Raw genomic sequence first — 24,970 nt, 5'->3', positions numbered from 1 at the left:
GATCTTCATGAGTCTTCTAGAGCATTTACGCTCGTACGCATGCAGAGCAGGCAGAGCAGCCAAGTCACCGCGTCGCTGATCGGAAACTGGCCGGTACCCACCGCGGCCGCCGCCGTCGTACGGGCGGACGGCACCGTCGCGGACGCGCACGGACCGACCGGGCACCGCTTCCCGCTGGCGTCGGTCACCAAGCCGCTCGCCGCGTACGCCGCGCTCGTCGCGTACGAGGAAGGGGCCGTCGAGCTCGACGAGCCGGCCGGGCCGGAGGGGTCGACTGTCCGCCACCTCCTCGCCCACACCAGCGGTCTCGCCTTCGACGAGCACCGCGTGATGGCGCCGCCCGGCGAGCGCAGGCTCTACTCCAACGCGGGCTTCGAGGTCCTCGGCGACCACATCGCGAAGGCGACGGACATTCCCTTCGCCGACTATCTGCGCCAGGCGGTGCTCGAACCGCTGGGTATGGCGGCTACGTCGCTGGACGGCTCGCCCGCCAAGGACGGCGTCTCGACCGTCGACGACCTGGTGCGTTTCGCCGCCGAGCTCCAGGCGCCGCGCCTGCTGGACCCGCGCACCGTCGCCGAGGCCACCGCCGTCGTCCATCCGGGGCTGAAGGGCGTACTGCCCGGCTACGGCCACCAGAACCCCAACGACTGGGGCCTCGGCTTCGAGATCCGCGACTCCAAGTCTCCGCACTGGACGGGCAGTTCGTCGTCTCCGCGTACGTTCGGACACTTCGGGCAGTCCGGTACGTTCCTGTGGGTGGACCCCGACGCGGGCCTGGCCTGCGTCGCCCTGACGGACCGGGCTTTCGGGCCGTGGGCCGTCGAGGTGTGGCCGCCGTTCACGGACGCGGTGCTCGCGGAGTTCGGCCCGGGCGCCCGCTAGTCGCAGCCGGCGGCCGACAGTGCGCCGTCGCTTCCCGTGAGGGCCACTTTCACCAGGCCCTCCGGGTCCTCGGCGTGTGCCGTCGTACAGACCAGCTGCCTGACGGCGGCCGCGTCGAGTGAGCGCACGGGGAACGCGACCGTGACGTGCACCTTCTTCCGGGCGCCGGCCCGGCTGCTCGCCTTCTCGTCCGTCGCCGGTTCCACCTGGACCGGCGTGCTGTCGGTGGGCAGCCGGGTGGTGATGCCGGCCGCTTGCTCCTCGGGCGTGGGGCCGTGCAGCAGCGCGGCGAGCTTCTTGGCGGTAGCTACGGGGGTGGCCGCCGCGTCGACGAACCTGGCCACGGGGATCGACGAGCCGTCCGGTCCGACGAAGAAGAGCAACATTCCCTCCTGCTGGTCGACAGCCACGTCGACGACGGCCGGGCCGCCCGCCTCGATCACTTCGCTGGCCCGGATACCGCACCCGGCGAGCAGCAGCGACGCCGACGCCAGAGCGACGGAGCGCATGTACTTCACGCGGTCACCTCGCTGGTGGTGAGTGGTATCTCCACGACGAAGACGGCGCCGCCGTCGGGGCCGTTCGCGGCACGGACCGTACCGCCGTGCAGCCGTACGTTCTCCAGGGTGATGGCGAGTCCGAGGCCGCTGCCCGCCGAGCGCGTACGGGCCTGATCGGCCTTGTAGAAGCGGTCGAAGACGTGCGGCAGCACGTTCAGGGGGATGCCGGGGCCCCGGTCGGCCACCTCGGTGACGAGCCAGTGCGCCCCTTCGGCCGCCCCGGCTGCGGGGTCCTGCGAGCGCGTCTCGGTGCGCAGCCGGACCGTGACGGGCGGCATGCCGTGCCGCAGGGCGTTGCCGACGAGGTTGGCGATCACGACGTCGAAGCGCCGGGGGTCGAGCCGGGCGCGGATGCCGTCGGGCAGATCGAGGGCGATCTCGGCGGTGTCCGTCCAGTGGCGGCTCTGCAGGGTCCTGCGGATGGTCTCGGCGGCGTCGACCTCGTCGGTGTTCAGCTCGGCCGCGCGGGCGTCGAAGCGGGAGATCTCCATCAGGTCCTCGACCAGTACGGCCAGCTTGTCCGTCTCGCTGCTGATCAGGCGGACGGCCGCGGCCGTGTCCGGGTCGAGGCCGGCCGCGTCCTCGTCGAGCAGTTCGGTGACGGCGAGCATCCCGGCGAGCGCGCGGGCGTCGAAGCGGGAGATCTCCATCAGGTCCTCGACCAGTACGGCCAGCTTGTCCGTCTCGCTGCTGATCAGGCGGACGGCCGCGGCCGTGTCCGGGTCGAGGCCGGCCGCGTCCTCGTCGAGCAGTTCGGTGACGGCGAGCATCCCGGCGAGCGGGGTGCGCAGTTCGTGGGAGACGTCGGAGGCGAAGCGGCGGGCGCGGGCCTCGGCGCGCTGGAGTTCGTCCACGGAGCGCTCCAGCGCGGCGGTGGACTCGTTGAACGTACGGGCGAGCTCGGAGAGTTCGCCGCCGCCCTTGACCGGGATGCGGGTGTCCAGCCGGCCACGGCCGAGGCTGCGGGCCGCCTGCCGCAGGTCGCGTACGGGCCTCAGCACCCCGCGTGCGGCGAGGAGGGCGGGCACCAGGGCGATCGCGAGCGCCGGCAGGGCGCCGTCCCGTGCGGCGACGACCATGGCGTCGACGTTGGTCTGTTCGTCGGTCAGCGGCATGACGGCGTAGAAGATGAGACCCGTGGGGCGCAGGGTCCGGCCTCCCGTCCCGGGCGGGCTGGTACGGAAGACGACGGGCACGCCGATGGTCAGGTAGGGCTCGCCGTTTTTGAGGACCCGCTGGAAGCTGCCGTGCGGTGTGCCCCGGGCCTCGCGGCGCAGCTCCGGTGTGATGACAGTGGAGGTGGGTCTGGTGCCGGAGGAGAGCCGCATCGATCCATACTCGGCGTATACCCACCAGTCGCGGCCCTTGCCCTGCCGGGCGAGCGTGCGGACCATGCCCTGCATCTGTTCCGTGTTGGGCGGCAGGTTGAGGTGGAACTCCTGGATCTGCTCGCGGAAGGACGACACGGCCGAGTCCTGCGCCTGTTTGAGCAGGGCGTTGCGCGCCTCGCGGTAGGTGAGGGCGGCCGTGGTGCCGCAGCCGACCGCGGCGACGAGCAGGAAGGCGAGGACGAGCCGCGTCCGCAGTCCGAAGATCAGCACAGCGGCCCGAAGCGGTAGCCGAAACCGCGCAGGGTCTGGATGTAGCGGGGGCTGCCCGGGACGTCCTCGATCTTGTTGCGCAGCCGCCGTACGCACGCGTCGACGAGCCGGGCGTCGCCGTGGTAGCTGTGCTCCCAGACGTGTTCCAGCAACTGCTGCCTGCTGAAGACCTGTTCCGGGGCCGCGCACAGGTGCAGCAGCAGCTTCAGCTCCGAGGGTGCGAGGGCGACGCGTTCGCCGGACTTGGCGACGGTGAGCCCGGCCCGGTCGACGGCGAGTTCGCCGTGGAACTCGACGGCGGGCCTGCCGCCGCCGGGTGCCTCGATGCGGCGCAGCACGGCGCGGATGCGGGCCTCGATCACCTCCGTACGGGCCGGCTTGACGATGTAGTCGTCGGCGCCCGCCTCCAGGCCGATGACGACGTCGAAGTCGTCGCCGCGGGCGGTGAGCATGATGATCGGCAGCTGGCTGCTCTCGCGCACCCGGCGGCAGACCTGGACGCCGTTCATGCCCGGCAGCATCAGGTCCAGGAGCAGCAGGTCGGGGCGGAACTCGGCGAGGGCGGCGAGCCCGGCCTCCCCCGTGGCGGCGGTGCGCACGTCGTGGCCGCGGCGGCGCAGCCCCAGCTCGACCCCTTCCCGTACGGACGGGTCGTCTTCTATCAGGAGCACGCGTGGCATCTGTGGAGTATCCCAAGGGGTGAGGGCCGGGTGTTGGTCGCTGTCCTCATGGCCGCACCCGCTGTACCGCGCCCGTCAGCAGGGCGTCGACTTCCGTCAGGCGCAGGGGCCTTGCCAGTACGGCGAACACCGCGAGGATCGCGGCCGCGCCCGCCGCCGTCGCCGCCAGGGCCCCCGCCCCTGCCGCCCACCCGGCGGCGAGGTGGCCGAGCGTGGCGGCGGGCACGGCGGCGGCGAGGAGCCGGGCGTGGGCGGCGAGGGACGGGGAGCGTCCCGTCGTACGGTCCGCGGGCAGCCGCCCTGTGCAGGGTGTACGCCGTGAGCGCCCAGCCCGCGCAGAGCGCCAGCGAGTACGCGCCGGCCATGCCCGTCACCGCCCAGCGGGCGGGCAGCAGCAGATACGCGGCCGTGGACAGGCCCGCGTTGAGCCCGGCGATCAAGAGGTTGAGGAGGAACGGGGTGCGGGTGTCGCGCATGGCGTAGAAAGCGCGGGAGAGGACGTACTGGCCCGAGAAGGCGATCAGGCCCGGCGCGAAGGCCATCAGGATGCCCGACATCGCCACGATGTCGTCGGCGCCGGTCCTGCCGTACTGGAAGACCATCGCCATCAGCGGCTGCGCCAGGGCGAGGAGCACGCAAGCCGCCGGGACGACGGCGGCGGCGCTGGTGCGCAGTGCGTACGAAACGTCGCGGCGTACTGCGGACTCGTCACCGTCGGCGGCCGACCCGCTCATGCGCGGCATCAGCGCGGTGACCAGCGACACCGTCACGATGCCGTGCGGCACGGCCCACAGGAGGTAGGCGTTGTTGTACGCGCTGAAGCCGACGCCGCCGTCGATGCCGAGGCCGGCCGCCCGCTGCCCCGCTGTCGTGGCGAGCCGGGTCACGACCCAGTACGCGCCCTGGTTGGTGAGGACCAGCAGGACCAGCCAGCCGGCCGCCCGCATCGGCCGGGTCAGCCCACTGCCCCGCCAGTCGAACCTGGGGCGCCAGCGGAATCGGGCCGCGCTCAGGGAAGGGAGGAGCGCGAGCGCCTGGGCGGCTATGCCGGCCGTGGTGCCCCAGCCGAGCAGGGCGGTCTCGGTCGGGGTGAGGCCGCCGTGGGAGGTGCTGGTCACGAGGTAGAGGGCGAACACCGCTATGACGACGACGTTGTTGAGAACGGGCGTCCACATCATCGCGCCGAACCGGCCGCGGGCGTTGAGGATCTGGCCGAGCAGCGTGAACAGGCCGAGGAAGAAGATCTGCGGCAGGCAGTAGCGGGCGAAGGCGACCGTCATGGTGGCCTGGCTGTCCGTATAGCCGGTGTACGCGCCGACGAGGGTGGGCGCGGCGAGCACCGCGCCCCCGGTGATCAGCAGCAGCGCCGCGACGCAGACGGTGAGCAGCCGGTCGGTGTACGCCGCCCCGCCGTCCTCGTGCTCCTTGGCCGCCTTGACCAGCTCGGGCACGAAGACGGCGTTGAGGGCGCCACCGAGGAGCAGCATGTAGACGATGGTGGGGACGGCGTTGGCGACCGCGTAACCGTCGGCGGTGAGTCCGGTGCCGATCGCCGCGGCGACGACGGCGGAGCGTACGAACCCGGTGGCGCGGGACACCACCGAGCCCGCGGCCATGAGTGCACCACTGCGCAGGACGGAGCCCTTCGGGGCCCCTACGGTGCTCGCGGAGACGGTGTTCGCGGGCGCGGTCATCGGCGGGCCAGGTATGCCTGGAACGCGCGGTACAGCGTGTGATTGGTGGTCCCGGCCATTGGTATTTCCCACTCCCCCAGCGTTTCGACGACCTGTCCCCCGGTGCCGAGCTTCCAGCGCAGGAGCCCGAATCCGCGGTCGTCGGGATCGAGGGTGGAGGGTACCCCGCGCATGTCGTAGACGTCGGCTCCGAGTGCGTGGGCGTCCCGCATCATGTGCCACTGCAGGGCGTTGGAGGGGCGGACCTCGCGCCGGTGGTCGGCGGAGGCGCCGGTCTGGTACCAGACGCGGCGGCCCACCGTGATCATGGTGTGGGCGGCGAGGATCTCGCCCTCGTGGCGGGCGAGGTAGAGCTTCATCCGGCCCGGTTCCTCGGCGTTGAGGGCCTCGTACTGCCGCTGGTAGTACGCCAGTGAGCGGCCGAGCCTGAATCCGTCACGCTCCTCGGTGACCCGCAGCAGCCGGTAGAACTCGGGGAGGTCGGCGGCGGCGCCGACGGACACCTCGACACCGGCTTTCTGCGCCCGGCGCACATTGCGGCGCCACTCCTGGTTGAGCCCGTTCCAGAGGTCGTCGGTTGTGCGCCCGGCGAGCGGGACCTGGAAGACCAGGCGCGGTTGCGCGTCCCCGTCGCCGTCGCTGCCGGTGCTGTCGCCTCCGCAGCGGCGCCAGCCGCGTGCCCGCAGCCGCTCGGACACCGCGGTGCCGAGGGGGTCCACCTCGCAGGCGAGGACGTCCGGGACACGTCGGCCGCTACTGGTGAGCGACTTGAGCCGGCCGGCGTTCCAGCGACGGAAGGCGGGCGAGGGACCGATGCGTACGGCGAAGACACCGGCCGCCCGCAGGTGGCTCAGCAGTGGCGTGAGCCAGCCGTCCAGGTCCGGGTCGGACCAGTCCGCGTACGGTCCTTCGGGCAGGTAGGCGAAGTACTTGCGGGTGCCGGGGAAGGGGCGGAGCAGGACCAGGGCGACCCCGGTCAGCCCCTGCGCGCCGGGGACACCGGAGCCCTCCCCGGCGGGCCCCCAGCCGATCAGCCGGGACTGCCATCCCTCCTTCACGTCGCCCCAGGACGGGCACTGGAGAAAGCTGGGGCCCGGGAGCCGGTCCGCGCGGGCCGCGCGGGCCGCGAGAAACGCGCGGTAGGTCTCGGCGGTGACGGTCCCCAGCCGCGTTTCCAGGTCGCCGCCGGCCGCCGTCACGAGCAGAGCTGCTGACACAGCGTGAGCCTCCGTTTTCCGCCCCCTCGTTGGTGGGGCGGACAGGAGATTCACAGCCGTCCATGACCGCGCCGCGCGGCGAATGTGACCGGACGACGACCGTTTCTCTGCAGCCGCCGTCACATGGCCGCCGAGCCGGTTTCCGGCGCTTTTCGCGGCCTAGAGTCCGGGCATCCCACCCTTTTCTGGAGGCTTCCGTGAGTCATGTACGTGCGTCGCGTTCCGCTGCCGTGGCCGGCGTACTGAGCGCCGCGCTCTGCGCCTGTTCGGCCGGTACGGGAAGCGTCGCGCCCCCGTCCGACGGGAAGCCCGGCGGCGCGCCGGACCGCCCGGTCACCGTCACCGTGACCCCGGAAGGCAAGGGCGTGGCCGCCGGGAAACCGGTCGTGGTCACCGCGAAGGGCGGCACGCTGGCCTCCGTGACGGTCGTCGACTCCGAGGGCAAACGGCTCACCGGCGCGGCGGCGGCCGACAAGGCGTCCTGGACTTCGGACCGCAAAGCGGTGCCCGGCACGACGTACAAGGTGGAGGCCAAGGCCCGTACCAGGAGCGGCGGGAAGGCCACGAGCAGGACGTCGTTCACCACCGCCGCCGCGGGCAAGGTCAACAAGCTGACGCTGGCGCCCGGCAAGAACACCACCGTCGGCGTCGGCCAGCCGCTGTCTGTCGTCTTCGACAACCCGGTCGCCAACAAGGCCGACGTCGAGAAGCAGCTCAAGGTGAGCACCTCGAACGACACCGAGGGTTCGTGGGGCTGGGTCCAGGACTACTCCGGCAAGGACAGGGCCGACTGGCGCCCCAAGGAGTACTGGAAGCCAGGTACGAAGGTCACCCTCGACGCGCAGCTCAACGGCACTGACTCGGGACAGGCCGGCGGCTGGTTCGTCCGCGACTACCTCACCGGGTTCAGCGTCGGCGCCCGCCAGGTCGTACGCGTCGACCTCGACCGCAAGCACCTCACGCTGGAGCGGGACGGGAAGAAGATACGGGACATCCCGGTCTCCGGCGGCACCCCCGGCGGCGACAAGCGGTCCTGGCGGGGCACCGCCGTGCTGATGGCGAAGGAGGGCACCATCAACATGAACTCGGAGACCGTGGGACTGCGCGACGCCTACGACAAGATGGTCGACCACTCGATGCGGCTCACCTGGTCAGGGATGTACGCACACGCCGCCCCCTGGAACTCCGCCCACTTCGGCCGGGCCAACAAGAGCTCGGGCTGCATCGGGATGAGCGACTCCGACGCGGCGTACTTCTACGGGCAGGTACGCGTGGGCGACCCGTTCGAGATCAAGGGCGCGGACACCAAGGGGACCGTCGCGGCGGGTAATGGCTACGGGGCGTGGAATCTGTCCTGGGACGAGTGGCGGGCCAGGAGCGCGTCGGCCGGCTGAGGCGTCAGCCGCTCATTTCCCACAGCAGCACCTCGGCGGGGGCGGCGGCCGCCACCAGCTCAAGGCCGTCCGCCCCGGTGATCCGGGCAGCGTCGCCGGGCCCCAGCGCGTGCTCGCCGAGGCCGAGGCTGCCCCGCACCACATGGACGTACACCAGCGGCGCGTCCGGGACCGCCGTCCGCTCGCCGGCCGCGGGACGCCGGACGTGCAGCAGCGCGCCGGCCGCCGGCAGGGCGTAGGGGGTGGCGTCGGCGATACCGCGCACGACCTCGTACGACGGTTCCCCTCCGGGGTCCTGCGGCGCCAGCCACATCTGCACGAAGACCAGCGGTACGTCGCCGTCGTTGCGCTCGACATGACGGACGCCGGCGCCGGAGCTGAGCCGCTGCACGTCTCCTGGGCGTACGACCGTGGTGTGGCCCGCGGAGTCGTGGTGGGTGAGCTCGCCCTCCACGACCCACGTCACGATCTCGGTGTGACTGTGCGGGTGCTCGTCGAAACCGGCGCCGGGGGCGAGGCGCTCCTCGTTGCAGGCGATCACGGCGCCGAAGCGGAGGTGGTCCGGGTCGTAGAAGTGCCCGAAGGAGAAGGCGTGCAGGGACTCGATACCGGCGGAGGCGTCGCCCCCGCGAAAGCGGTCCGCGGAGCGCCGTACAGAAATCACGCACCCCACGGTAGCCCGGGCCCCACCTGTGGCTCCGCCCCAAGACCCCGGTCCTCGAACGCCGGACGGGCTGAAAGGTGCCCGCTCCGTGGAGGGAAAAGGCTTGGTCAGCGGCCGGGCGCCCCCCCGGGCCCCCGCGCACCCGTTCCGATAAGGCAGTCTTGTCCCGTGCCCCAACCCGATCCTGACCAGCAGCCGCCCGCCGCGAAAGCAGCCCACCCGCACTCCGCGACCCTGCGCCGGCTGGAGAAGTCTTCCGGCCGCCTCGCCGCGAACGCGATCGCCCGCATGGACGAGACGCTGCCGTGGTACCGGGCCATGCCACCGGAGAACCGGTCGTGGATCGGCCTGGTCGCCCAGGCCGGCATCGCCGCGTTCACCGAATGGTTCCGGCATCCCGAGACCCCGCAGGCCATCTCCACCGACGTCTTCGGCACCGCGCCCCGCGAGCTGACCCGGGCGATCACCCTGCGCCAGACCGTCGAGATGGTGCGTACGACGATCGAGGTCATGGAGACGGCGATCGAGGAGGTCGCGGCGCCCGGCGACGAGTCGATCCTGCGCGAGGCCCTGCTCGTGTACGCCCGCGAGATCGCCTTCGCGACCGCGCAGGTGTACGCCCAGGCCGCCGAGGCCCGCGGCGCCTGGGACGCCCGGCTCGAATCGCTCGTCGTCAACGCGGTGCTCTCGGGCGAGGCGGACGAGGGTGCGGTGTCCCGCGCCGCCGCGCTCGGCTGGAGCTCCCCCGAGCATGTGTGTGTCGTCCTCGGCACCGCCCCCGACGGGGACTCCGAGCTGACCGTCGAGGCGATCCGGCGCGCCGCCCGGCACGCCAAGCTCCAGGTCCTGACCGGGGTGCTCGGCAACCGGCTGGTCGTCATCGCGGGCGGCAGCGACAACCCGTTGCAGGTCGCGAAGGCGCTGATCGGCCCGTACGCCGCCGGGCCCGTCGTCGCGGGACCCATCGTCCCCGATCTCCTCGCCGCCACCCGGTCCGCACAGGCCGCCGCCGCCGGGCTCAAGGCGTGCCAGGCCTGGCAGGACGCCCCCCGGCCGGTCCTCGCGGACGATCTGCTGCCGGAGCGGGCGATCGCCTCGGATCCTGCCGCGCGGGACCAGTTGGTGGAGGAGATCTACAGACCGCTGGAAGAAGCGGGCTCGGCGCTGCTGGAGACACTGAGTGTGTATCTGGAGCAGGCGAGCAGCCTCGAAGGCGCGGCGCGGATGCTCTTTGTGCACCCCAACACCGTGCGATACCGGCTCCGACGTGTGACGGACGTCACCGGCTGGTCACCCTCCGATGTTCGATCCGCCTTCACTCTGCGGATCGCACTCATCCTGGGGCGTCTGGCCGACGCGGAGCCGCAGTCCTAGACTTTTGTCGAACACCAACAAATCCCCCGACGGTTCTTGGTCCCTGTCCCCACGGGCCCGCAGCACCGTCCACAAGAGAGAGTGTGAGGGTGCTCGTACTCGTCGCTCCCGGCCAAGGCGCCCAGACGCCCGGCTTCCTGACTCCCTGGCTCGACATCCCCGGCGCCGCCGACCGGCTCGCCGCCTGGTCCGACGCCATCGGGCTCGACCTTGTCCACTACGGCACGCAGGCCGACGCGGACACGATCCGCGACACGGCGGTCGCCCAGCCCCTGCTGGTGGCGGCCGGTCTGCTGTCCGCCGCCGCTCTGGACGCCCGTACGGACGTCTCCGCGGTCGCCGGTCACAGCGTCGGTGAGATCACGGCCGCCGCGTACGCCGGTGTGCTCACCGAAGAGGCCGCGCTCGGTTTCGTACGTACCCGTGGGCTCGGCATGGCCAAGGCCGCCGCCGTCACCGAGACCGGCATGTCGGCGCTGCTCGGCGGTGACATCGACGTCGTCGTCCCGCATCTGGAGAAGCTGGGCCTGACCCCGGCGAACGTCAACGGCGCGGGCCAGGTCGTGGCCGCGGGCACGGCGGAGCAGCTCGCCGCGCTCGAAGCGGACAAGCCCGAGGGCGTACGCCGCGTGATGGCGCTCAAGGTCGCCGGCGCGTTCCACACGCACCACATGTCTCCGGCGGTCACCGAGCTGGGCAAGGCGGCGCAGGATCTGGTCGTCTCCGATCCGGCCATCACGTACGTGTCGAACGCCGACGGACGGACCGTCTCCACCGGTCCCGAGGTCGTCTCGCGCCTGGTCAGCCAGGTCTCCAACCCGGTCCGCTGGGACCTGTGCATGGAGACCTTCAAGGAGCTGGGCATCACCGCTCTCATCGAGGTCTGCCCCGGCGGCACGCTGACCGGCATCGCCAAGCGCGCGCTGCCCGGTGTGCAGACCCTCGCGCTCAAGACCCCCGACGACCTCGACGCGGCCCGCGCGCTCATCGCTGAGCACGCGGCGCGATAGGAGCCCGAGAGAGCATGTCGAAGATCAAGCCCAGCAAGGGCGCCCCGTACGCGCGCATCATGGGTGTCGGCGGCTACCGTCCGACCCGTGTCGTGCCCAACGAGGTGATCCTCGAGACGATCGACTCGTCCGACGAGTGGATCCGCTCCCGCTCCGGCATCGTGACCCGTCACTGGGCGTCCGACGAGGAGACCGTGGCCGCGATGTCGGTCGAGGCCGCCGGCAAGGCGCTGGCCGATGCGGGGATCACCGCCGACCAGGTCGACGGCGTCATCGTCTCCACCGTCTCGCACTTCAAGCAGACCCCCGCCGTCGCGACCGAGATCGCGGACAAGATCGGCGCGAACAAGCCCGCCGCCTTCGACATTTCGGCCGGCTGTGCCGGTTTCGGATACGCCCTGACCCTCGCCAAGGGCATGGTCGTCGAAGGCAGTTCGACGTACGTCCTCGTCATCGGCGTCGAGCGGCTCTCGGACCTGACCGACCTGGAGGACCGCGCGACGGCCTTCCTGTTCGGCGACGGGGCGGGCGCGGTCGTCGTCGGCCCCGCGCAGGAACCGGCCATCGGCCCGACCGTGTGGGGTTCCGAGGGCGACAAGTCCGAGACGATCAAGCAGACCGTTCCGTGGTCCGACTACCGCAACGCCGGTGAGGTCGCGAAGTTCCCGGCCATCACGCAGGAGGGCCAGGCGGTCTTCCGCTGGGCCGTCTTCGAGATGGCGAAGGTCGCCCAGCAGGCACTCGACGCGGCCGGGATCACGGCGGATGATCTGGACGTCTTCATTCCGCATCAGGCGAACATGCGGATCATCGACTCGATGGTGAAGACTCTCAAGCTGCCGGAACATGTCACGGTCGCCCGTGACATCGAAACCACCGGTAACACCTCGGCCGCCTCGATTCCGCTCGCGATGGAGCGGCTCCTGGCGACCGGGCAGGCGAAGAGCGGCGACACCGCGCTGGTCATCGGCTTCGGGGCGGGTCTCGTCTACGCCGCGACGGTCGTTACCCTCCCCTAGGCACGTCCGGACAGTTCCGGGCCTGCCGCTTTACCCAATTCCCTCTGCTCAACACCGAAGGAGCGCCACAATGGCCGCCACTCAGGAAGAGATCGTCACCGGTCTCGCCGACATCGTCAACGAGATCGCCGGCATCCCCACCGAGGACGTCCAGCTGGACAAGTCCTTCACCGACGACCTGGACGTCGACTCGCTGTCCATGGTCGAGGTCGTCGTCGCCGCCGAAGAGCGCTTCGACGTCAAGATCCCCGACGAGGACGTCAAGAACCTCAAGACGGTCGGCGACGCTGCCGACTACATCCTCAAGCACCAGGCCTGATCCGGCCGATCCTGTGTCGCCGCCCAGCGGTGGCGCCGTGAAAATTCAGCACCCTCTACACGTGGAGAAAGAATTCCTGTGAGCCCGACCAATCGCACCGTGGTCGTCACCGGTATCGGCGCAACAACACCGCTGGGTGGCGACGCCGCATCGACCTGGGAAGGCCTGCTGGCCGGACGTTCCGGCGTCAAGCCCCTTGAGGGCGAGCGCTTCGCCGAACTCCCTGTCCGTATCGCGGCCCTCGCGGCCGTCGACCCGGGCGACGTACTGCCCCGTCCGCTGGCCCGCAAGCTGGACCGCTCGGCGCAATTCGCGCTGATCGCGGCCCGTGAGGCGTGGGCCGACGCGGGTTACACCGACAAGGCGGGCGAGGACGAGAAGATCCAGCCCAACCGTCTCGGTGCGGTCATCGCCTCCGGCATCGGCGGCGTCACCACTCTGCTCGACCAGTACGACGTGCTGAAGGAGAAGGGCGTACGCCGCGTCTCCCCGCACACCGTGCCCATGCTCATGCCGAACGGCCCCTCCGCCAACGTCGGCCTCGAGGTCAACGCCCAGGCGGGCGTGCACACTCCGGTCTCCGCGTGCGCGTCGGGCGCCGAGGCCATCGGTTACGCCGTCGAGATGATCCGTACCGGCCGCGCCGACGTGGTCGTCGCCGGCGGCACGGAGGCGGCGATCCACCCGCTGCCGATCGCGGCCTTCGCCAACATGATGGCGATGTCCAAGAGCAACGACGAGCCCGAGAAGGCCTCGCGTCCGTACGACACGGGCCGCGACGGCTTCGTCCTCGGCGAAGGCGCGGGTGTCGTCATCCTGGAGTCCGCCGAGCACGCCGCCGCGCGCGGTGCGCGGGTGTACTGCGAGGTCGTGGGCCAGGGTCTGTCGGCCGACGCGCACCACATCGCGCAGCCCGAGCCGACCGGCCGCGGCATCGCCGTCGCCATGCAGAACCTGCTCGACGACACGGGTCTCAAGCTGGCCGAGATCGTGCACCTCAACGCGCACGCCACCTCCACCCCGCAGGGCGACATCGCCGAGATCAAGGCGCTGCGCAAGGTCCTCGGTGACGACCTCGACCACGTGGCGGTCTCCGCGACGAAGTCGATGACCGGCCACCTGCTGGGCGGCGCCGGCGGCATCGAGACCGTCGCGACGGTGCTGGCACTGCACCACCGGACGGCTCCGCCGACCATCAACATCGACGACCTGGACGCCGATGTCGACGCGGACATCGTGCGGGGCGAGCCGAGGGCACTGCCCGAGGGCACCATCGCCGCGATCAACAACTCGTTCGGCTTCGGCGGCCACAACGTGGTCCTGGCCTTCCGTTCGGTCTGATCCGCGACCGCACACAGCGGCAAGGCCCTGCCGGGAAGCTCCAAGCTTTCCCGGCAGGGCCTTCGTCGTTCCTCACGCCGGGTCAGCGCAGGGCGAAGACGGGCGGTTCGCCGTCGGTGTACCGGTTGATGACGACATAGCCGTCGCGCACCGCGAGCATTTCGGCGTCGATCGAGACCGGCGCCTCCTTGCCCAGCGACGTCTTGCGCATGGCTCCCTTCGCCGCGGGGTCGAGAACGACGATGTCCGAGCGGGGCCATCCGGAGGTGAGCACCGCCACCCGGCCGTCAGGCCGGAGGGTGAGTGCGCCGATGACGCCGAGTTCGCCGGTACGCCACAGTTCCCTGCCGTCCGTGATCGAGTAACCGGCGACGTACTGAGGCAGAGTGTCGCCCGGCTTCTGCACGGCGGCGACCAGCGTGTTGCCCGCCACGAAGGGCCCTTCGGTCATCAGGTCGGCGTCGGACCGCCTGACATCGAGGTCACCCAACCGGCCGGAGAACGGCAGGGCCGTGCGCACGGTGCCCCGCTCGTCGAAGGTGAGCACCGCGCGGGTGCCCCGTTCGTCGGTCTCCTGGAAGCCGACCACAGCCGGTTCGACGGAGTACACGGACGCCGTGCCCGCGCTCTCCACCGGCAGCTTCGTGGCCCACTCCTCTTTTCCGGTGGCGGTGTCGAGGGCGAGGAGCCGCGCGGTGACGACGCCGCCGGTCTTCGCCGGCATGCACTCTTCGACGACCAGCGTGCGGGCCGCTGTCGCGCCCACTGCCAGCGCCTGGCAGCGCTCCGGCAGCGGCCGCTTCCACTGTTCGACGCCGGACTCGGCCGATCGGCCGCGTACCACTGCGTCTTCCAGGGCGACGGCGGTCGCGCCGCCGAGGGCGATGCCCTTGCCGATCCCTTCGCCCTTGAGCGTCTGCTTCCACAGCGTGGTGCCGTCGTCGAGCCGGACCGCGGCGAGGGTCGCGCAGGGCTTGAGGTGGCGCCCGTAGGCGACAAGGCCTATGCCCTTGGACGGGTGGGCGCTCCGGGCGCACACGGACTCGCGGACCGGGGCCGCGACGTTCCACCGCTCCTTGCCGTCCTTCACGGCGTAGGCGGAGAGGCCGTCGGTACGGACCCGGACGACGCTGTCGCCGACGGACCAGCCGCGCAGGCCCTTGACTGTGGCGGGGCGGTCCAGCGGCGCCTGCCAGGCTATCTCCAGCGGTTCGGCGGCCTTCACCGGCGAGTCGATTTTCACCTGTTCGCCACGTATCCACTGATAGCCGAACAAGCCGGGCAGCAGGCCGGCCAGCATTCCGGCCACCACGGCGGCGACAGCGACCCATCGGCCCAGCGCCGCCTTCGCGAGGGCAAGGGACAGGAGGAGCGTCCCGGCGAAGGAGAACACGAACGCCAGGAGGATCACGGTGAACAGGCCCTCCGGGCAGTCGGCCCCGCTGCAGGAACCGCCACTCTCCCGGTACAGCGCGGTCCATCCCAGTCCGTGGAAAAGAACGGCCCAGCAGAGCACGACCGATGACAACAGAACAGCGGCGACTCCGGCCGCCCGTCGCATACTCACAAGCAACCCCCACAGGTGGTGCACTCTCTGTGCACTGTGGGGCGGAATGTATCCGGCGCCGGATCCGCGCGACGCGGAGGGGGCGGCCGGAGGCGTCAGACGACCTGGTGGAGCCAGCGGACGGGGGCGCCCTCGCCCGCGTATCTGAAGGGTTCGAGTTCGTCGTCCCACGGCTTGCCGAGGAGCTTGGCGACCTCGGCCTCCAGGTCGGTCTCGCCGCCCACCGAGCGCGCGAGAGCGGCGCGCAGCCGGTCCTCGGGGATCAGGATGTCGCCGTGCATTCCGGTCACGGCGTGGAAGATGCCGAGGCCGGGCGTGGAGCTGTAGCGCTCTCCCTCGGCCGTGGGGCACGGTTCGGCCGTCACTTCGAAGCGCAGCAGATGCCAGCCGCGCAGGGCGGAGGCGAGTTTGGAGGCGGTGCCCGGCTGGGCCTGCCAGGAGAACTCGGCTCTCCAGGTGCCGGGCGAGGCCGGCTGTCTGATCCAGTCAAGATTGACCCGCACACCGAGTACGCCCGCTACTGCCCATTCGACGTGCGGGCACAGCGCGCGCGGTGCGGAGTGAACGTACAGAACTCCACGTGTCGTCACCGGGACCTCCAGTGTGGGACGAGGTTCGCCTTCCCCAGCGGCCTCGCGCCCGTACCGCCTCTTCCCGGTCGGCTCCCGAGGTTGTCAACAGTAAACAGCATCGGGAGTTAATCTCCTGAAAAGGGACAGTATGTGACGTGATGTAATTTACCGGAGCCCCGGATGGGCGAAGGTCTGCTGGTCCGACGGGGAAAAACTACCGTGCGGCGGCGTCCGGCGGGTGACGTACTGTCGGTCCGGGGGGCCGGAAACACGAAGCTTTCACTCGCCAGGACGCCAGTACGACGCCATGGAGGGGATCACGGGATGCGGGTACGCCGCCGACCATGCCGCCGCGAGCGCCGATCTCGCGCCGCCGTCGCCACCGCGACGGCGGCGCTGTTTGTCCTCCTCGGCGCGCTCGCCGGGTGCGACTCGGCCGACGACGCGGACGGGGGCGCCTCGCCGTCGGCGCGCCGGCCCTCCCCGAAGCCCACTTTCATCTGGGACCGCAGCCCGGCGTCCATCGCGGCTGTCGGGGATTCCATCACGCGCGGCTTTGACGCGTGCACGGTACTCGCGGACTGCCCCGAGGTGTCGTGGGCCACGGGTACGGACGCCACGGTGCGCAGCGTGGCGTGGCGGCTGCTCGGCGAGGCCGGCGCGGTCGGGCGTACCTGGAACCATGCCAAGTCGGGGGCGCGGATCGCCGAGCTGCCGGAGCAGATGACACGGGCGGTCGCGGACAAGCCGGAACTGGTGACGGTCATGGTGGGGGCGAACGACGCCTGCCGTGACAACGTGTCGCACATGACATCGGTGGCTGATTTCCGGACGTATTTCGAGACGTCGGTGAAGAAGCTGCGCAGCGAGCTGCCCAAGTCCCAGCTGTACGTGTCGAGCGTGCCGGATCTGAAACGGCTCTGGTCCGAGGGGCGCGTGAACGCGCTGGGCAAGCAGATCTGGAAGCTGGGGATCTGCCAGTCGATGCTGGGCTCCCCGGACGCGATGGACGCGGCGGCGGTGGCGCGGCGCGAGTCGGTGCAGGAGCGGGTCGTCGCGTACAACAAGGTGCTGAGGGATGTGTGCGGGCGGGACGCGCGCTGCCGGTACGACGGCGGGGCGGTCTTCGAGTACCGGTTCTCCGGCGACCAGTTGAGCCACTGGGACTGGTTCCACCCGAGCAAGAACGGGCAGCAGCGGCTGGCGGAGATCGCGTACCGCAATATCACGGCCAAGGAGCCTCCGGCGTAGGTCGCTTAGGCTTTCGGATCATGAACGCGGAACTCGACGGCGAACTCTTCGGCACACTCGACGACGGCACGCCCGTCCACCGCTGGGTCCTGGAACGGGACGGGGTGGTGGTGCGCGTTCTGACGTACGGCGGGATCGTCCAGTCGGTGGAGGTGCCGGACCGGGACGGCCGCGCGGGCGGGGTGGCGGTCGGCTTCGATCACCTCGCGGGCTACCTGGAATGTCCCGGGCCGTACTTCGGGGCGCTGGTCGGGCGGTACGCGAACCGGATCGCGGGCGGGTCCTTCACGCTGGACGGGCGGACGTACGCCCTGGCGCGCAACGGGGGCCCGAACAGCCTGCACGGCGGCGAGCGCGGCTTCGACAAGCGGGTGTGGGACGCGGAGGCGGTGTCCTCGCACGGGGTGCGGCTCTCACGGGTCAGCCCCGACGGCGAGGAGGGCTTTCCCGGGCGCGTCGAGGTCTCGGCGACGTACACGCTGGAGGAGGGCGGGGCGCTGCGGATCGCCTACCGGGCGGTGACGGACGCGCCGACCGTGGTGAATCTGACGAATCACACGTACTGGAGTCTCGGGGGTGGCGGCCCGTACGAGCTGCGACTCGCGGCGGGGGCCGTGACGCCGGTGGACGGTGGCGGCATACCGACCGGGGAGATCCGGGCGGTGACGGGGTCGCGGTTCGACTTCCGGGAAGCGCGGGTGCTGGGTGGCGGCCTCGACCACAACTTCGTGCTGGACAAGGGTGTTACGGGCGAGGCCGAGGCGGTGGGCGAGCTGTACGACCCGGGGTCGGGGCGGGTGGTGACGGTCGCTACGACGGAGCCGGGGGTGCAGGTGTATACGCCGGACGGGTTCGACGGGGTGGCGCTGGAGACCCAGCACTTCCCCGATTCGCCGAACCGGCCGGAGTTTCCACGGGTGGTACTGCGACCGGGCGAGGTGTTCGCTTCGGCGACGGTGTACGGGTTCGGGGTGCGGGGGTAGGGCGCGGGGGCGGGGGCCGCTGCGCGGGGCCTTCCCCGACCCGCTCCTTCCCGAACTGGGGGCAAGCCCCCAGAGCCGCGGACGGGAAATGGCCCCCGCAGGGGCTCAGCCCTGGAGGTCCAGGGTCGCGACCAGGCGGGTGTCGGCGATCGAGCGGCCCGTCCGGACCTCGTACGCACCGGGGACGAACGACCAGGAGTCGGACCGCTCGTCCCAGATCTCGAACGCACGGGCCGGCAGCGCGATCTCAGCCTCCGCCCACTCCCCCGCCCCCGCCTCAACGCTGCCGAACCCCGCCAGCCACCGCACCGGCCGCTCCACGGAGTCCGCCGGCGGTGCAAGGTAGACCTGGACGACCTCGCGGCCGGCGCGCGAACCGGTGTTGCGTACGCGCACCTTGGCCGTCGCCGGGGTCACCTCCAGGGACTCGTACTCCCAAGTGGTGTAGCCGAGGCCGTGACCGAACGCGTACGCCGGCGCGACGCCCCCTTTGTCCCAGGCGCGGTAGCCGACGAACAGCCCTTCCCGGTAGTGCAATTCGCCGTCCGTCGGCACGACCTCCGAAACCGGCACATCAGCCAAGGCCACCGGCCAGGTCGTCGGCAGCCGCCCGCCCGGTTCGGCCACGCCGAGCAGCACGTCGGCGAGCGCCGCGCCACCCTCCTGCCCCGGGAACCAGCTGAGCAGCACCGCGGCCACGTCCTCCCGCCACGGCATCTCCACCGGTGAACCGGAGTTGACGATCACCACGGTGTTCGGATTGGCGGCGGCCACCGCGCGGACCAGATCGTCCTGGCGGCCGGGGAGACTCAGGTCCGTACGGTCGAAGCCCTCAGACTCGACGCGTTCCGTCGTGGCGACCACGACGACCGCGGTATCGGCGTCCCGGGCCGCTACGACGGCCTCGGCGATCAGCTCGTCGGCGTCGCGCTGCGGTGCGCCGTGCAGGAACGAGAACATGACCGCCGGAAGCGGCGCGTCGTCCGTCGCGCCGACGGGGTGGACGAGGGAGACCTCGACCGGCTCGCCCGCGGTGAGGCGAACGCGGCCGCGCTCGGCCGGGGCGCCGAAGAACGCCTCGAAGGGGTCGGACGCGTCGGACATCGCCTGAACGCCGTCGTAGAGGACTTCACCGGCGACGGTCAGGGTGAAGGCACCCAGGCCGCGCGTACCGAAGGCGTGCTCGCCGCTTTCGCGCGGGGTGAAGGTGCCCTTGACCTCGACGCTGTGGAGCGTCCCGTAGGTGACGCCGTCGGGCAGGTCGTCGCCGATCCACTGCACCTGACCGCCGGGGAGCGAGCGGCTGCCGATGACGGCGCCGCCGGCGTCGCGGCAGACTGCCTGGAGGGCGAAGCCCTTGTCGGCGGGGCTGAGTTCGTCGCTGGGGTCGGCCCCGACGGCGTACGTCAGCGTGGCGTCCGGCAGTGCGGCGGCGAGGCCGTCGAGAGGCGCGACGACGCGCTCGGGGAAGACGGTGGCGGACCCGCCGCCGAGGACGCGCGCGTCGCGGGCCGCCGCGCCGATGAGGGCGAGCTTGCGGGTCCGCGAGGGGTCGATGGGCAGGACACGGTTCTCGTTGCGTACGAGGACGAAGGCACGGCGGGCCACCTCGCGTGCCAGCGCCTGGCCGTCGATCTCCTCCGGCAGCTCGGTGACTACGGGCGGGGCGCCTTCCAGGATGCCGACGCGGGCCGCGAGCCGCAGGACGTTGCGTACGGCGTCGTCGACCACCGCCTCGTCGACCTGCCCCGCACGGACCGCCCCGGCGAGCGCGTCGCCGTAGACGGTGGCGGGGCCCGGCATGGCGACGTCGAGGCCGCCTTCGATGTCACCGGTGGTGGAGCGGGCGGCCATCCAGTCGGAGACGATGTAGCCGTCGAATCCCCACTCGCCGCGCAGCACCTCGTTCTGGAGGTAGCGGTGCTCGGTCATCGTCACGCCGTTGACCTGGTTGTACGCCGCCATGATGCCCCAGGGGTGGGCGTTCTTGACGATGGCTTCGAAGGGCGCCAGGTACAGCTCGCGCAGCGGGCGCGAGGTGATGATGTTGTCGACGGTGAAGCGGTCGGTCTCGGCGTCGTTGGCGACGAAGTGCTTGACGGTGGTGCCGACGCCGCCGTCCTGGACGCCGTTCACGCAACCGGAGCCGATCTCGCCGGTGAGGTAAGGGTCCTCGGAGTAGCACTCGAAGTGCCGGCCGCCGAGCGGCGAGCGGTGCAGGTTGACGGTCGGGGCGAGGAGGACGTGCACGTGCTTGCGGCGGGCCTCCTGGGCGAGGAGGCGGCCGGCGCGGCGGGCGAGCTCCGGGTCCCAGGTCGCGGCGAGCGCGGTCGGCGACGGCAGCGCGATCGACGGGTCGTCGGCGCTCCAGCGGACGCCTCGCACGCCGACCGGGCCGTCGGACATGACGAGGGATCGCAGGCCGATCTCGGGAAGCGCGGGCAGCGACCACATGTCCTGGCCGCCGAGCAGCTTCGCCTTGGCGTCGAGACCGAGTTTGCCGAGGGCCGCTTCGACGGCCTCTTCACGCATCCGGTCGGTGTCCTGGGTGGTGGGTTCGGCTGCCACGGACGTACCTCCTCATTGAAGTCCTGCTGGGATGTCTGGCTGTCTGGCTGTCTCCATCGTCACCCGTTCACCTGTAGAACGGTAGGGCTTGTTATGCTTTCGTGACTTAAGGGGATGGCGTACCGTCCTGCCAGCAAGCAACAGGGGAAGGGACCAGGACGATGGCCAGGGCCAGGAGCGAGGAGCGGCGGGCGGAGATTCTCCGTGCGGCCCTCGAAGTGATCGCCGAACGCGGCTACCGGGGGGCGTCGCTGAGCGCGGTCGCCGAGCGCGTCGGCCTGACCCAGCAGGGGCTTCTCCACTACTTCCCCACTAAAGACGATCTGCTCGTCGCCGTGCTCGAAGAGCGCGACCAGTGGGACACCGGCGGCTCCGGGCGCAGCGCCGGGGCGTGGCGGCTGGATCTGCTCGACTCGCTCGTGGAGTACAACGCGATGCGCCCCGGCATCGTGCAGACCTTCTCCGCGCTGCTCGGCGAGAGCGTGACCGAGGACCATCCGGCGCGGGACTTCTTCACCCACCGCTATACCCAGGTCCGCGCCGGCATGGCGGCCGCCCTGCGTACGGAATACGGCGATGTGCTGCCCGGCGGGCTCACGCCGGAACAGGCGGCGCCGCTGCTGGTGGCGGTCATGGACGGGCTCCAGTACCAGTGGCTGCTCGACCCGTCGTCGGTGGACATGCCGGCCGCCTTCCGTGACTTCCTCTCCCTACTGCAACGCTCGCCCGCCCCGTAGCGCAAGTCACGGGCGTACCGGGATACTTCCGCCACCCGACGGAAGGATCACCGTGTCACCGATACGCCCCCGCCACGCGTCACTTGGCCTTGCTCTCATCACTCTCGCGTCGCCGCTTCTCGCGGTACTGCCCACAGCGGCGGCAGCGGAGCCAACGGCAACAGCTCCGGCGACCGTCGAGGAGCGGCGGCTGGAGCGGGCCGCCCCGCAGGAGATCCTGCGGCGGAGCGGTTTCGACGCCGTGGCGGCGGATTTCGCGGAGACCCTGGCCGAGGCGCGGTCGTACGCCGCTGCCGAGCGGGCCGTCGTACGGCATGGATCGCGGCTGTGGCAGCGGTCCGTGGACCGGGCTCAGGGCCGGGGTCCGGCGGGCGGCGACCTGAGCCGGGACGACGACCGGCCGCTGTACTGGGCGCGGTTGGGCATGACGCTCGAACTGCGCCAATGGCAGGCGCCGTTCGGGCTCAGCGAGGCGGCGCGGGTGAAGCTGCTCGACCGGCTGGAGCGGTCGTCGCGCGGCCAGGACGCGATCCGCTTCCCGGCGGGCAAGGGCATGAAGCGGGTGCTCGTCACCGGCTTCGACCCGTTCACGCTGGACCGGGACGTGCGTATCAGCAACCCGTCGGGCGCGACGGCGCTCGCGCTGGACGGCACGGTCGTACGGACGGCCGACGGCCCCGCGCGGATCGAGACGGCCGTCTTCCCCGTCCGGTGGCAGGACTTCGCCGACGGCACGGTCGAGCGCACCCTGCGCCCCCACCTGCCACGCCTCGATCTCTTCACCACCGTGAGCCAGGGCAGGGTCGGGCGGATCGACGTCGAGCGCTTCAACGGGGCGTGGCGCGGGGGCTTCCCGGACAATGAGAACGTCTCGCGCAAGGAAACCGTTCCGGTGAGCGATCCGGCCTCGCAGCCGCAGTGGACGGCGACGACGCTTCCGTACAAGGAGATCGCGGCCGCGGACACCGGCCGCTTCCCGGTGTACGACAACACCTCGGTCACCGAGATCCCGGCGGGCTCGAGCGCCCCCGTCGTCCGGCCGGACGGCCCGACTCCGGGCTCGACCGCCCGCGCCGGGGGCGGCGGCGACTACCTCTCCAACGAGATCGCGTACCGCGCGACGCTGCTGCGCGACCGCCTGGGCCTGGACGACCTGCCCGGCGGCCATGTGCACACGCCGGTGCTCCAGTTCGGTGCGGGCAACACGACCGAGGTGACGGACCCCGACTTCGTACGCAACCGGCTGGACATCGTCGCGCAGGTGCGGGCGATCGTCGGCGTGGCGGCGGGCGCGCGCTAGAGCTCAATCCCCGGACGGGCTCCAAAGGAGCCCGTCCGGGGCCGCCTCAGCGGGCGAAGCCGAGGGTGACTCCGAGGCCGACCAGTACCGAGCCGATGGCCCGGTTGAGGGCCTTCTGGCGGCGCAGCATGGCCGTGCGCAGCCGGGAGTCGGAGAAGAAGAGCGCGATCGCGCCGAACCACCCGAAGTGCGCGGCCGACATGAACAGGCCGTAGCCCGCCTGCTGCCACACCGGGGTCTGGGGGCCGACCACCTGGGTGAAGGTGGAGACGACGAAGAGGGTGGTCTTCGGGTTGAGGACGTTGGTGAGGAAGCCGGAACGCAGCGCGCCGAGCGGGCCGAGTTCCGGCTTCGAGTCCAGGTCGACGGTGAGATCGGAGCGGGCGATGAAGGTCCGTACGCCGATGTAGACGAGATACGCCGCGCCCGCCAGCTTGATGGCGGTGAAGAGCTCGGTCGACGAGGCGATCAGCAGTCCGACGCCGAGCATCGTGTACGTAACGTGGACGAGGACTCCAGCGGCGACTCCTGCTGCCGCGAACAGGCCGGTCGTACGCCCATACAGGCAGCTGTTGCGGACGACCATCGCGAAGTCGGCGCCCGGGCTGATGACCGCGAGGAGGGTGATGACGGCTACCGCTATCACTTCTGTCATGGGGATGATGCTTGCCGCCCCGCGTCGGGCGATCAAGAGCAATTTGGATAATGGTCCGCATGTTGGTCGCAGCGGCACAGTTCACGTCCGAGCCCGGTTCCGTCGACGCGAACGCGCGCCGGATGGCGGCGTATGTGAGGGAGGCCGCCGGGCGCGGAGCCCGCGTCACCGTCTTCGCGGAACTGGCCCTGACGGGGTACGAACTGGAACTCCTCACGCCAGGTTCGTCGCTGCTCGTCACGCCGGGCGACCCGCGCCTCGAACCGGTCCTGGCCGCCTGCCGCGAGACCGCCACGGCGGCCGTCATAAACTGCGCGGCCCGCAGTGCTGACGGCGGCGAGCGCCCCACCATCGCGTCCTTCGTCTTCGGCCCGGACGGCGGACTGCTCACCCGTTACGACAAGCAGCACCTGTACGAGCAGGAACGCGAGGTCTTCACGCCGGGCGCGGGCGACGGGCGGTTCGAGCTGGACGGTGTGCGGTTCGCGCTGGCGACGTGCTTCGACAACCACTTCCCCGAAGTCGCGGAACGGGCCGCCGAAGACAAGTGCCGTGCCTATCTGGCGAGTTCGTTGTACTGGAGGGGCAACGGCGAACGCGAGCGCCTCGCCGTCTATCCGTCACGGGCCAGGGACCACGGGCTGTACGTCGTCCTGGCCAATCACGTGGGCCCGGCCGGACCGAACGACGGCTGCGGGCTGAGCGCGGTGTGGGGCCCCGACGGTACGGTCCTGGCCGAGGCGGCGCCGGGTGAGGCGGGCCTCGTGCTGGCCGACGTACCTATGCCGTAAGGGGCGGCAGCGTTGCCACGTCGTCCGCGTCGGCCGACGGCTCCTCCAGCAGGTCGCGCGTCATCAGTGTCGCGCCGGCCACCGCGCCGGGCATCAGGAAGACGGCGACCAGCGGCACGAGGAACGCGAGGGTGAGCGGGACGCCGAAGCCGAGGGTGAGCAGGCGGCGGCCGCGCAGCAGGGCGAGGCGCTGCTTCAGCTCGACGCGGCGGCGCTGGAGGGCCACCGCCGTGAGTTCCTCCGCGAGGAAGAACCCGGAGACGCAGAAGCCGACCACAGGGACGACGGTCTGGCCGACGACGGGGATGAAACCGCAGGCGAAGAGCAGAAGGCCGTACAGGACCACCCGGGCGAGGACGCGAACGCTGTCGCGGGCGGAGATCCACAGTTCCCGGATCAGTGGGAGGCCGGACTCGGGGGCGGTGCCGTCGGGGGAGACGGAGCGGTCGACGCGCTCGGACAGCTCTTCGTAGAAGGGCTGTCCGACGAGCAGCGTCACGGCGGTGAAGGTGATCACCGCGAGGAACAACGCGAGGGCGAAGAGCAGGGCGGTCAGCGCACCCCGGAAGATGCCGAGCCAGGGCGAGCCCCAGTCGTCGGCGAAGGGCGTGGCCCAGGCGGTGAAGTCGTCGGCGCCGTAGGCGAGCCCGATGAGGGCACCGACGTACAGCACGAAGGTCACCAGGCCGGGCAGCAGCCCGAAGCCGTAGGACTTGCCGTGCCGGCCGACCCACCGCTGGCCCTTCATCAAATAACCGAAGCCCACCCCGAGATCACGCATGCGAACA

General features: G+C 71.1%; 22 protein-coding genes and 1 pseudogene. 12 read left to right on the top strand and 11 right to left on the bottom strand.

All coding sequences use genetic code 11. The features are described from left to right. Positions 1-39: 39 nt before the first annotated feature. A complete protein-coding gene (locus J7E89_RS23310; RefSeq protein WP_214976326.1) occupies positions 40-885 on the top strand; it encodes a serine hydrolase in 846 nt (281 codons plus the stop codon). Here J7E89_RS23310 and J7E89_RS23305 read toward each other — a convergent pair. The 5 genes and pseudogenes from J7E89_RS23305 to J7E89_RS23285 form a co-directional block, all read right to left on the bottom strand. After that, the gene (locus J7E89_RS23305) at positions 882-1,403 is read right to left on the bottom strand and encodes a hypothetical protein (RefSeq protein ID WP_214976325.1); all 522 of its coding nucleotides are present in this window, start codon (positions 1,401-1,403) and stop codon (positions 882-884) included. The genes J7E89_RS23310 and J7E89_RS23305 overlap by 4 nt on opposite strands. Continuing rightward, the gene (locus tag J7E89_RS23300) at positions 1,400-3,046 is read right to left on the bottom strand and encodes a HAMP domain-containing sensor histidine kinase (RefSeq protein ID WP_308315576.1); all 1,647 of its coding nucleotides are present in this window, start codon (positions 3,044-3,046) and stop codon (positions 1,400-1,402) included. The genes J7E89_RS23305 and J7E89_RS23300 overlap by 4 nt, the downstream gene beginning before the upstream one ends. Beyond that, entirely contained in the window at positions 3,040-3,726 is a 687-nt protein-coding gene (locus J7E89_RS23295) for a response regulator transcription factor (protein ID WP_214976323.1), read from the bottom strand. Before J7E89_RS23295 ends, J7E89_RS23300 begins: the two co-directional genes overlap by 7 nt. Before the next feature lie 46 nt (positions 3,727-3,772). Next, positions 3,773-5,420 (bottom strand): annotated as a pseudogene (gene murJ / locus J7E89_RS23290) (murein biosynthesis integral membrane protein MurJ). Next, positions 5,417-6,637 (bottom strand): peptidoglycan bridge formation glycyltransferase FemA/FemB family protein, encoded by a 1,221-nt coding sequence (locus J7E89_RS23285; RefSeq protein WP_308315575.1) that lies wholly within the window; start codon positions 6,635-6,637, stop codon positions 5,417-5,419. Before J7E89_RS23285 ends, murJ begins: the two are co-directional and overlap by 4 nt. Positions 6,638-6,834: 197 nt before the next feature. Here J7E89_RS23285 and J7E89_RS23280 point away from each other — a divergent pair, with 197 nt between their 5' ends. Beyond that, complete coding sequence (locus J7E89_RS23280; protein WP_308315574.1) at positions 6,835-8,031, top strand: Ig-like domain-containing protein; 1,197 nt, start codon at positions 6,835-6,837, stop codon at positions 8,029-8,031. Positions 8,032-8,035: 4 nt separating this feature from the next. On the opposite strand, the gene J7E89_RS23275 is transcribed toward J7E89_RS23280, so the two are convergent. Further along, positions 8,036-8,695, bottom strand: a complete 660-nt coding sequence (locus J7E89_RS23275) for a pirin family protein (RefSeq protein ID WP_214976321.1) — start codon at positions 8,693-8,695, stop codon at positions 8,036-8,038. Between the two features lie 168 nt (positions 8,696-8,863). Between J7E89_RS23275 and J7E89_RS23270 the strand changes: the two genes are divergently transcribed. From J7E89_RS23270 to fabF, 5 genes are all read left to right on the top strand, one after another. Further along, positions 8,864-10,069 (top strand): CdaR family transcriptional regulator, encoded by a 1,206-nt coding sequence (locus tag J7E89_RS23270; RefSeq protein ID WP_214976320.1) that lies wholly within the window; start codon positions 8,864-8,866, stop codon positions 10,067-10,069. An 89-nt stretch (positions 10,070-10,158) separates the two neighbouring features. Beyond that, positions 10,159-11,079: an ACP S-malonyltransferase gene (locus tag J7E89_RS23265; protein ID WP_214976319.1), complete on the top strand. Its 921-nt coding sequence runs from the start codon at positions 10,159-10,161 to the stop codon at positions 11,077-11,079. 14 nt (positions 11,080-11,093) lie between these two features. Further along, on the top strand, positions 11,094-12,098 hold the full coding sequence (locus tag J7E89_RS23260) for a ketoacyl-ACP synthase III (protein WP_214976318.1): 1,005 nt from the start codon (positions 11,094-11,096) through the stop codon (positions 12,096-12,098). Positions 12,099-12,168: 70 nt separating this feature from the next. Beyond that, positions 12,169-12,417, top strand: coding sequence for an acyl carrier protein (locus J7E89_RS23255; RefSeq protein ID WP_138894777.1), 249 nt, complete (start codon positions 12,169-12,171; stop codon positions 12,415-12,417). Positions 12,418-12,495: 78 nt separating this feature from the next. Next, positions 12,496-13,758: a beta-ketoacyl-ACP synthase II gene (gene fabF / locus J7E89_RS23250; protein WP_214976317.1), complete on the top strand. Its 1,263-nt coding sequence runs from the start codon at positions 12,496-12,498 to the stop codon at positions 13,756-13,758. Between the two features lie 82 nt (positions 13,759-13,840). Here fabF and J7E89_RS23245 read toward each other — a convergent pair whose 3' ends face one another. Together J7E89_RS23245 and J7E89_RS23240 are read right to left on the bottom strand one after the other, a co-directional pair. Then, positions 13,841-15,319 (bottom strand): PQQ-binding-like beta-propeller repeat protein, encoded by a 1,479-nt coding sequence (locus J7E89_RS23245; RefSeq protein WP_251060966.1) that lies wholly within the window; start codon positions 15,317-15,319, stop codon positions 13,841-13,843. Positions 15,320-15,420: 101 nt separating this feature from the next. After that, positions 15,421-15,915, bottom strand: coding sequence for a DUF3145 domain-containing protein (locus tag J7E89_RS23240; RefSeq protein WP_028811169.1), 495 nt, complete (start codon positions 15,913-15,915; stop codon positions 15,421-15,423). 306 nt (positions 15,916-16,221) lie between these two features. Here J7E89_RS23240 and J7E89_RS23235 point away from each other — a divergent pair, with 306 nt between their 5' ends. Both J7E89_RS23235 and J7E89_RS23230 read left to right on the top strand, forming a co-directional pair. Further along, positions 16,222-17,148, top strand: a complete 927-nt coding sequence (locus tag J7E89_RS23235; protein ID WP_214976315.1) for an SGNH/GDSL hydrolase family protein — start codon at positions 16,222-16,224, stop codon at positions 17,146-17,148. Between the two features lie 20 nt (positions 17,149-17,168). Further along, positions 17,169-18,131, top strand: a complete 963-nt coding sequence (locus tag J7E89_RS23230; RefSeq protein WP_214976314.1) for an aldose epimerase family protein — start codon at positions 17,169-17,171, stop codon at positions 18,129-18,131. 105 nt (positions 18,132-18,236) lie between these two features. On the opposite strand, the gene J7E89_RS23225 is transcribed toward J7E89_RS23230, so the two are convergent. Next, entirely contained in the window at positions 18,237-20,663 is a 2,427-nt protein-coding gene (locus tag J7E89_RS23225; protein WP_214976331.1) for a beta-glucosidase, read from the bottom strand. A 197-nt stretch (positions 20,664-20,860) separates the two neighbouring features. Between J7E89_RS23225 and J7E89_RS23220 the strand changes: the two genes are divergently transcribed. Then, a complete protein-coding gene (locus tag J7E89_RS23220; RefSeq protein ID WP_214976313.1) occupies positions 20,861-21,436 on the top strand; it encodes a TetR/AcrR family transcriptional regulator in 576 nt (191 codons plus the stop codon). A 52-nt stretch (positions 21,437-21,488) separates the two neighbouring features. After that, a complete protein-coding gene (locus J7E89_RS23215) occupies positions 21,489-22,736 on the top strand; it encodes a pyroglutamyl peptidase (RefSeq protein ID WP_214976312.1) in 1,248 nt (415 codons plus the stop codon). 46 nt (positions 22,737-22,782) lie between these two features. Here the strand turns inward: J7E89_RS23215 and J7E89_RS23210 are convergent, their stop codons facing one another. Next, the gene (locus tag J7E89_RS23210; protein ID WP_214976311.1) at positions 22,783-23,391 is read right to left on the bottom strand and encodes a LysE family translocator; all 609 of its coding nucleotides are present in this window, start codon (positions 23,389-23,391) and stop codon (positions 22,783-22,785) included. 59 nt (positions 23,392-23,450) lie between these two features. Between J7E89_RS23210 and J7E89_RS23205 the strand changes: the two genes are divergently transcribed. Further along, positions 23,451-24,182, top strand: a complete 732-nt coding sequence (locus J7E89_RS23205; RefSeq protein ID WP_214976310.1) for a carbon-nitrogen hydrolase family protein — start codon at positions 23,451-23,453, stop codon at positions 24,180-24,182. Here J7E89_RS23205 and J7E89_RS23200 read toward each other — a convergent pair. After that, a complete protein-coding gene (locus J7E89_RS23200) occupies positions 24,172-24,963 on the bottom strand; it encodes an EI24 domain-containing protein (protein WP_214976309.1) in 792 nt (263 codons plus the stop codon). The genes J7E89_RS23205 and J7E89_RS23200 overlap by 11 nt on opposite strands. Between the last annotated feature and the right edge of the window lie 7 nt (positions 24,964-24,970).

Source organism: Streptomyces sp. ISL-100, assembly GCF_018614615.1.
Lineage (GTDB): Bacteria > Actinomycetota > Actinomycetes > Streptomycetales > Streptomycetaceae > Streptomyces.
Note: the sequence above shows the minus strand (reverse complement) of the source record. Positions and strands in the feature narration are given on the sequence as shown.

Excerpts from the sequence above, each read along its gene's own strand:
- J7E89_RS23200 (WP_214976309.1), bottom strand. The coding sequence starts at position 24,963 with ATGCGTGATCTCGGGGTGGGCTTCGGTTATTTGATGAAGGGCCAGCGG.
- J7E89_RS23235 (WP_214976315.1), top strand. The coding sequence starts at position 16,222 with ATGCGGGTACGCCGCCGACCATGCCGCCGCGAGCGCCGATCTCGCGCC.
- J7E89_RS23210 (WP_214976311.1), bottom strand. The coding sequence starts at position 23,391 with ATGACAGAAGTGATAGCGGTAGCCGTCATCACCCTCCTCGCGGTCATC.
- J7E89_RS23220 (WP_214976313.1), top strand. The coding sequence starts at position 20,861 with ATGGCCAGGGCCAGGAGCGAGGAGCGGCGGGCGGAGATTCTCCGTGCG.
- J7E89_RS23255 (WP_138894777.1), top strand. The coding sequence starts at position 12,169 with ATGGCCGCCACTCAGGAAGAGATCGTCACCGGTCTCGCCGACATCGTC.
- J7E89_RS23260 (WP_214976318.1), top strand. The coding sequence starts at position 11,094 with ATGTCGAAGATCAAGCCCAGCAAGGGCGCCCCGTACGCGCGCATCATG.
- J7E89_RS23245 (WP_251060966.1), bottom strand. The coding sequence starts at position 15,319 with ATGCGACGGGCGGCCGGAGTCGCCGCTGTTCTGTTGTCATCGGTCGTG.
- J7E89_RS23295 (WP_214976323.1), bottom strand. The coding sequence starts at position 3,726 with ATGCCACGCGTGCTCCTGATAGAAGACGACCCGTCCGTACGGGAAGGG.
- J7E89_RS23310 (WP_214976326.1), top strand. The coding sequence starts at position 40 with ATGCAGAGCAGGCAGAGCAGCCAAGTCACCGCGTCGCTGATCGGAAAC.
- J7E89_RS23225 (WP_214976331.1), bottom strand. The coding sequence starts at position 20,663 with ATGCGTGAAGAGGCCGTCGAAGCGGCCCTCGGCAAACTCGGTCTCGAC.
- J7E89_RS23230 (WP_214976314.1), top strand. The coding sequence starts at position 17,169 with ATGAACGCGGAACTCGACGGCGAACTCTTCGGCACACTCGACGACGGC.
- J7E89_RS23205 (WP_214976310.1), top strand. The coding sequence starts at position 23,451 with ATGTTGGTCGCAGCGGCACAGTTCACGTCCGAGCCCGGTTCCGTCGAC.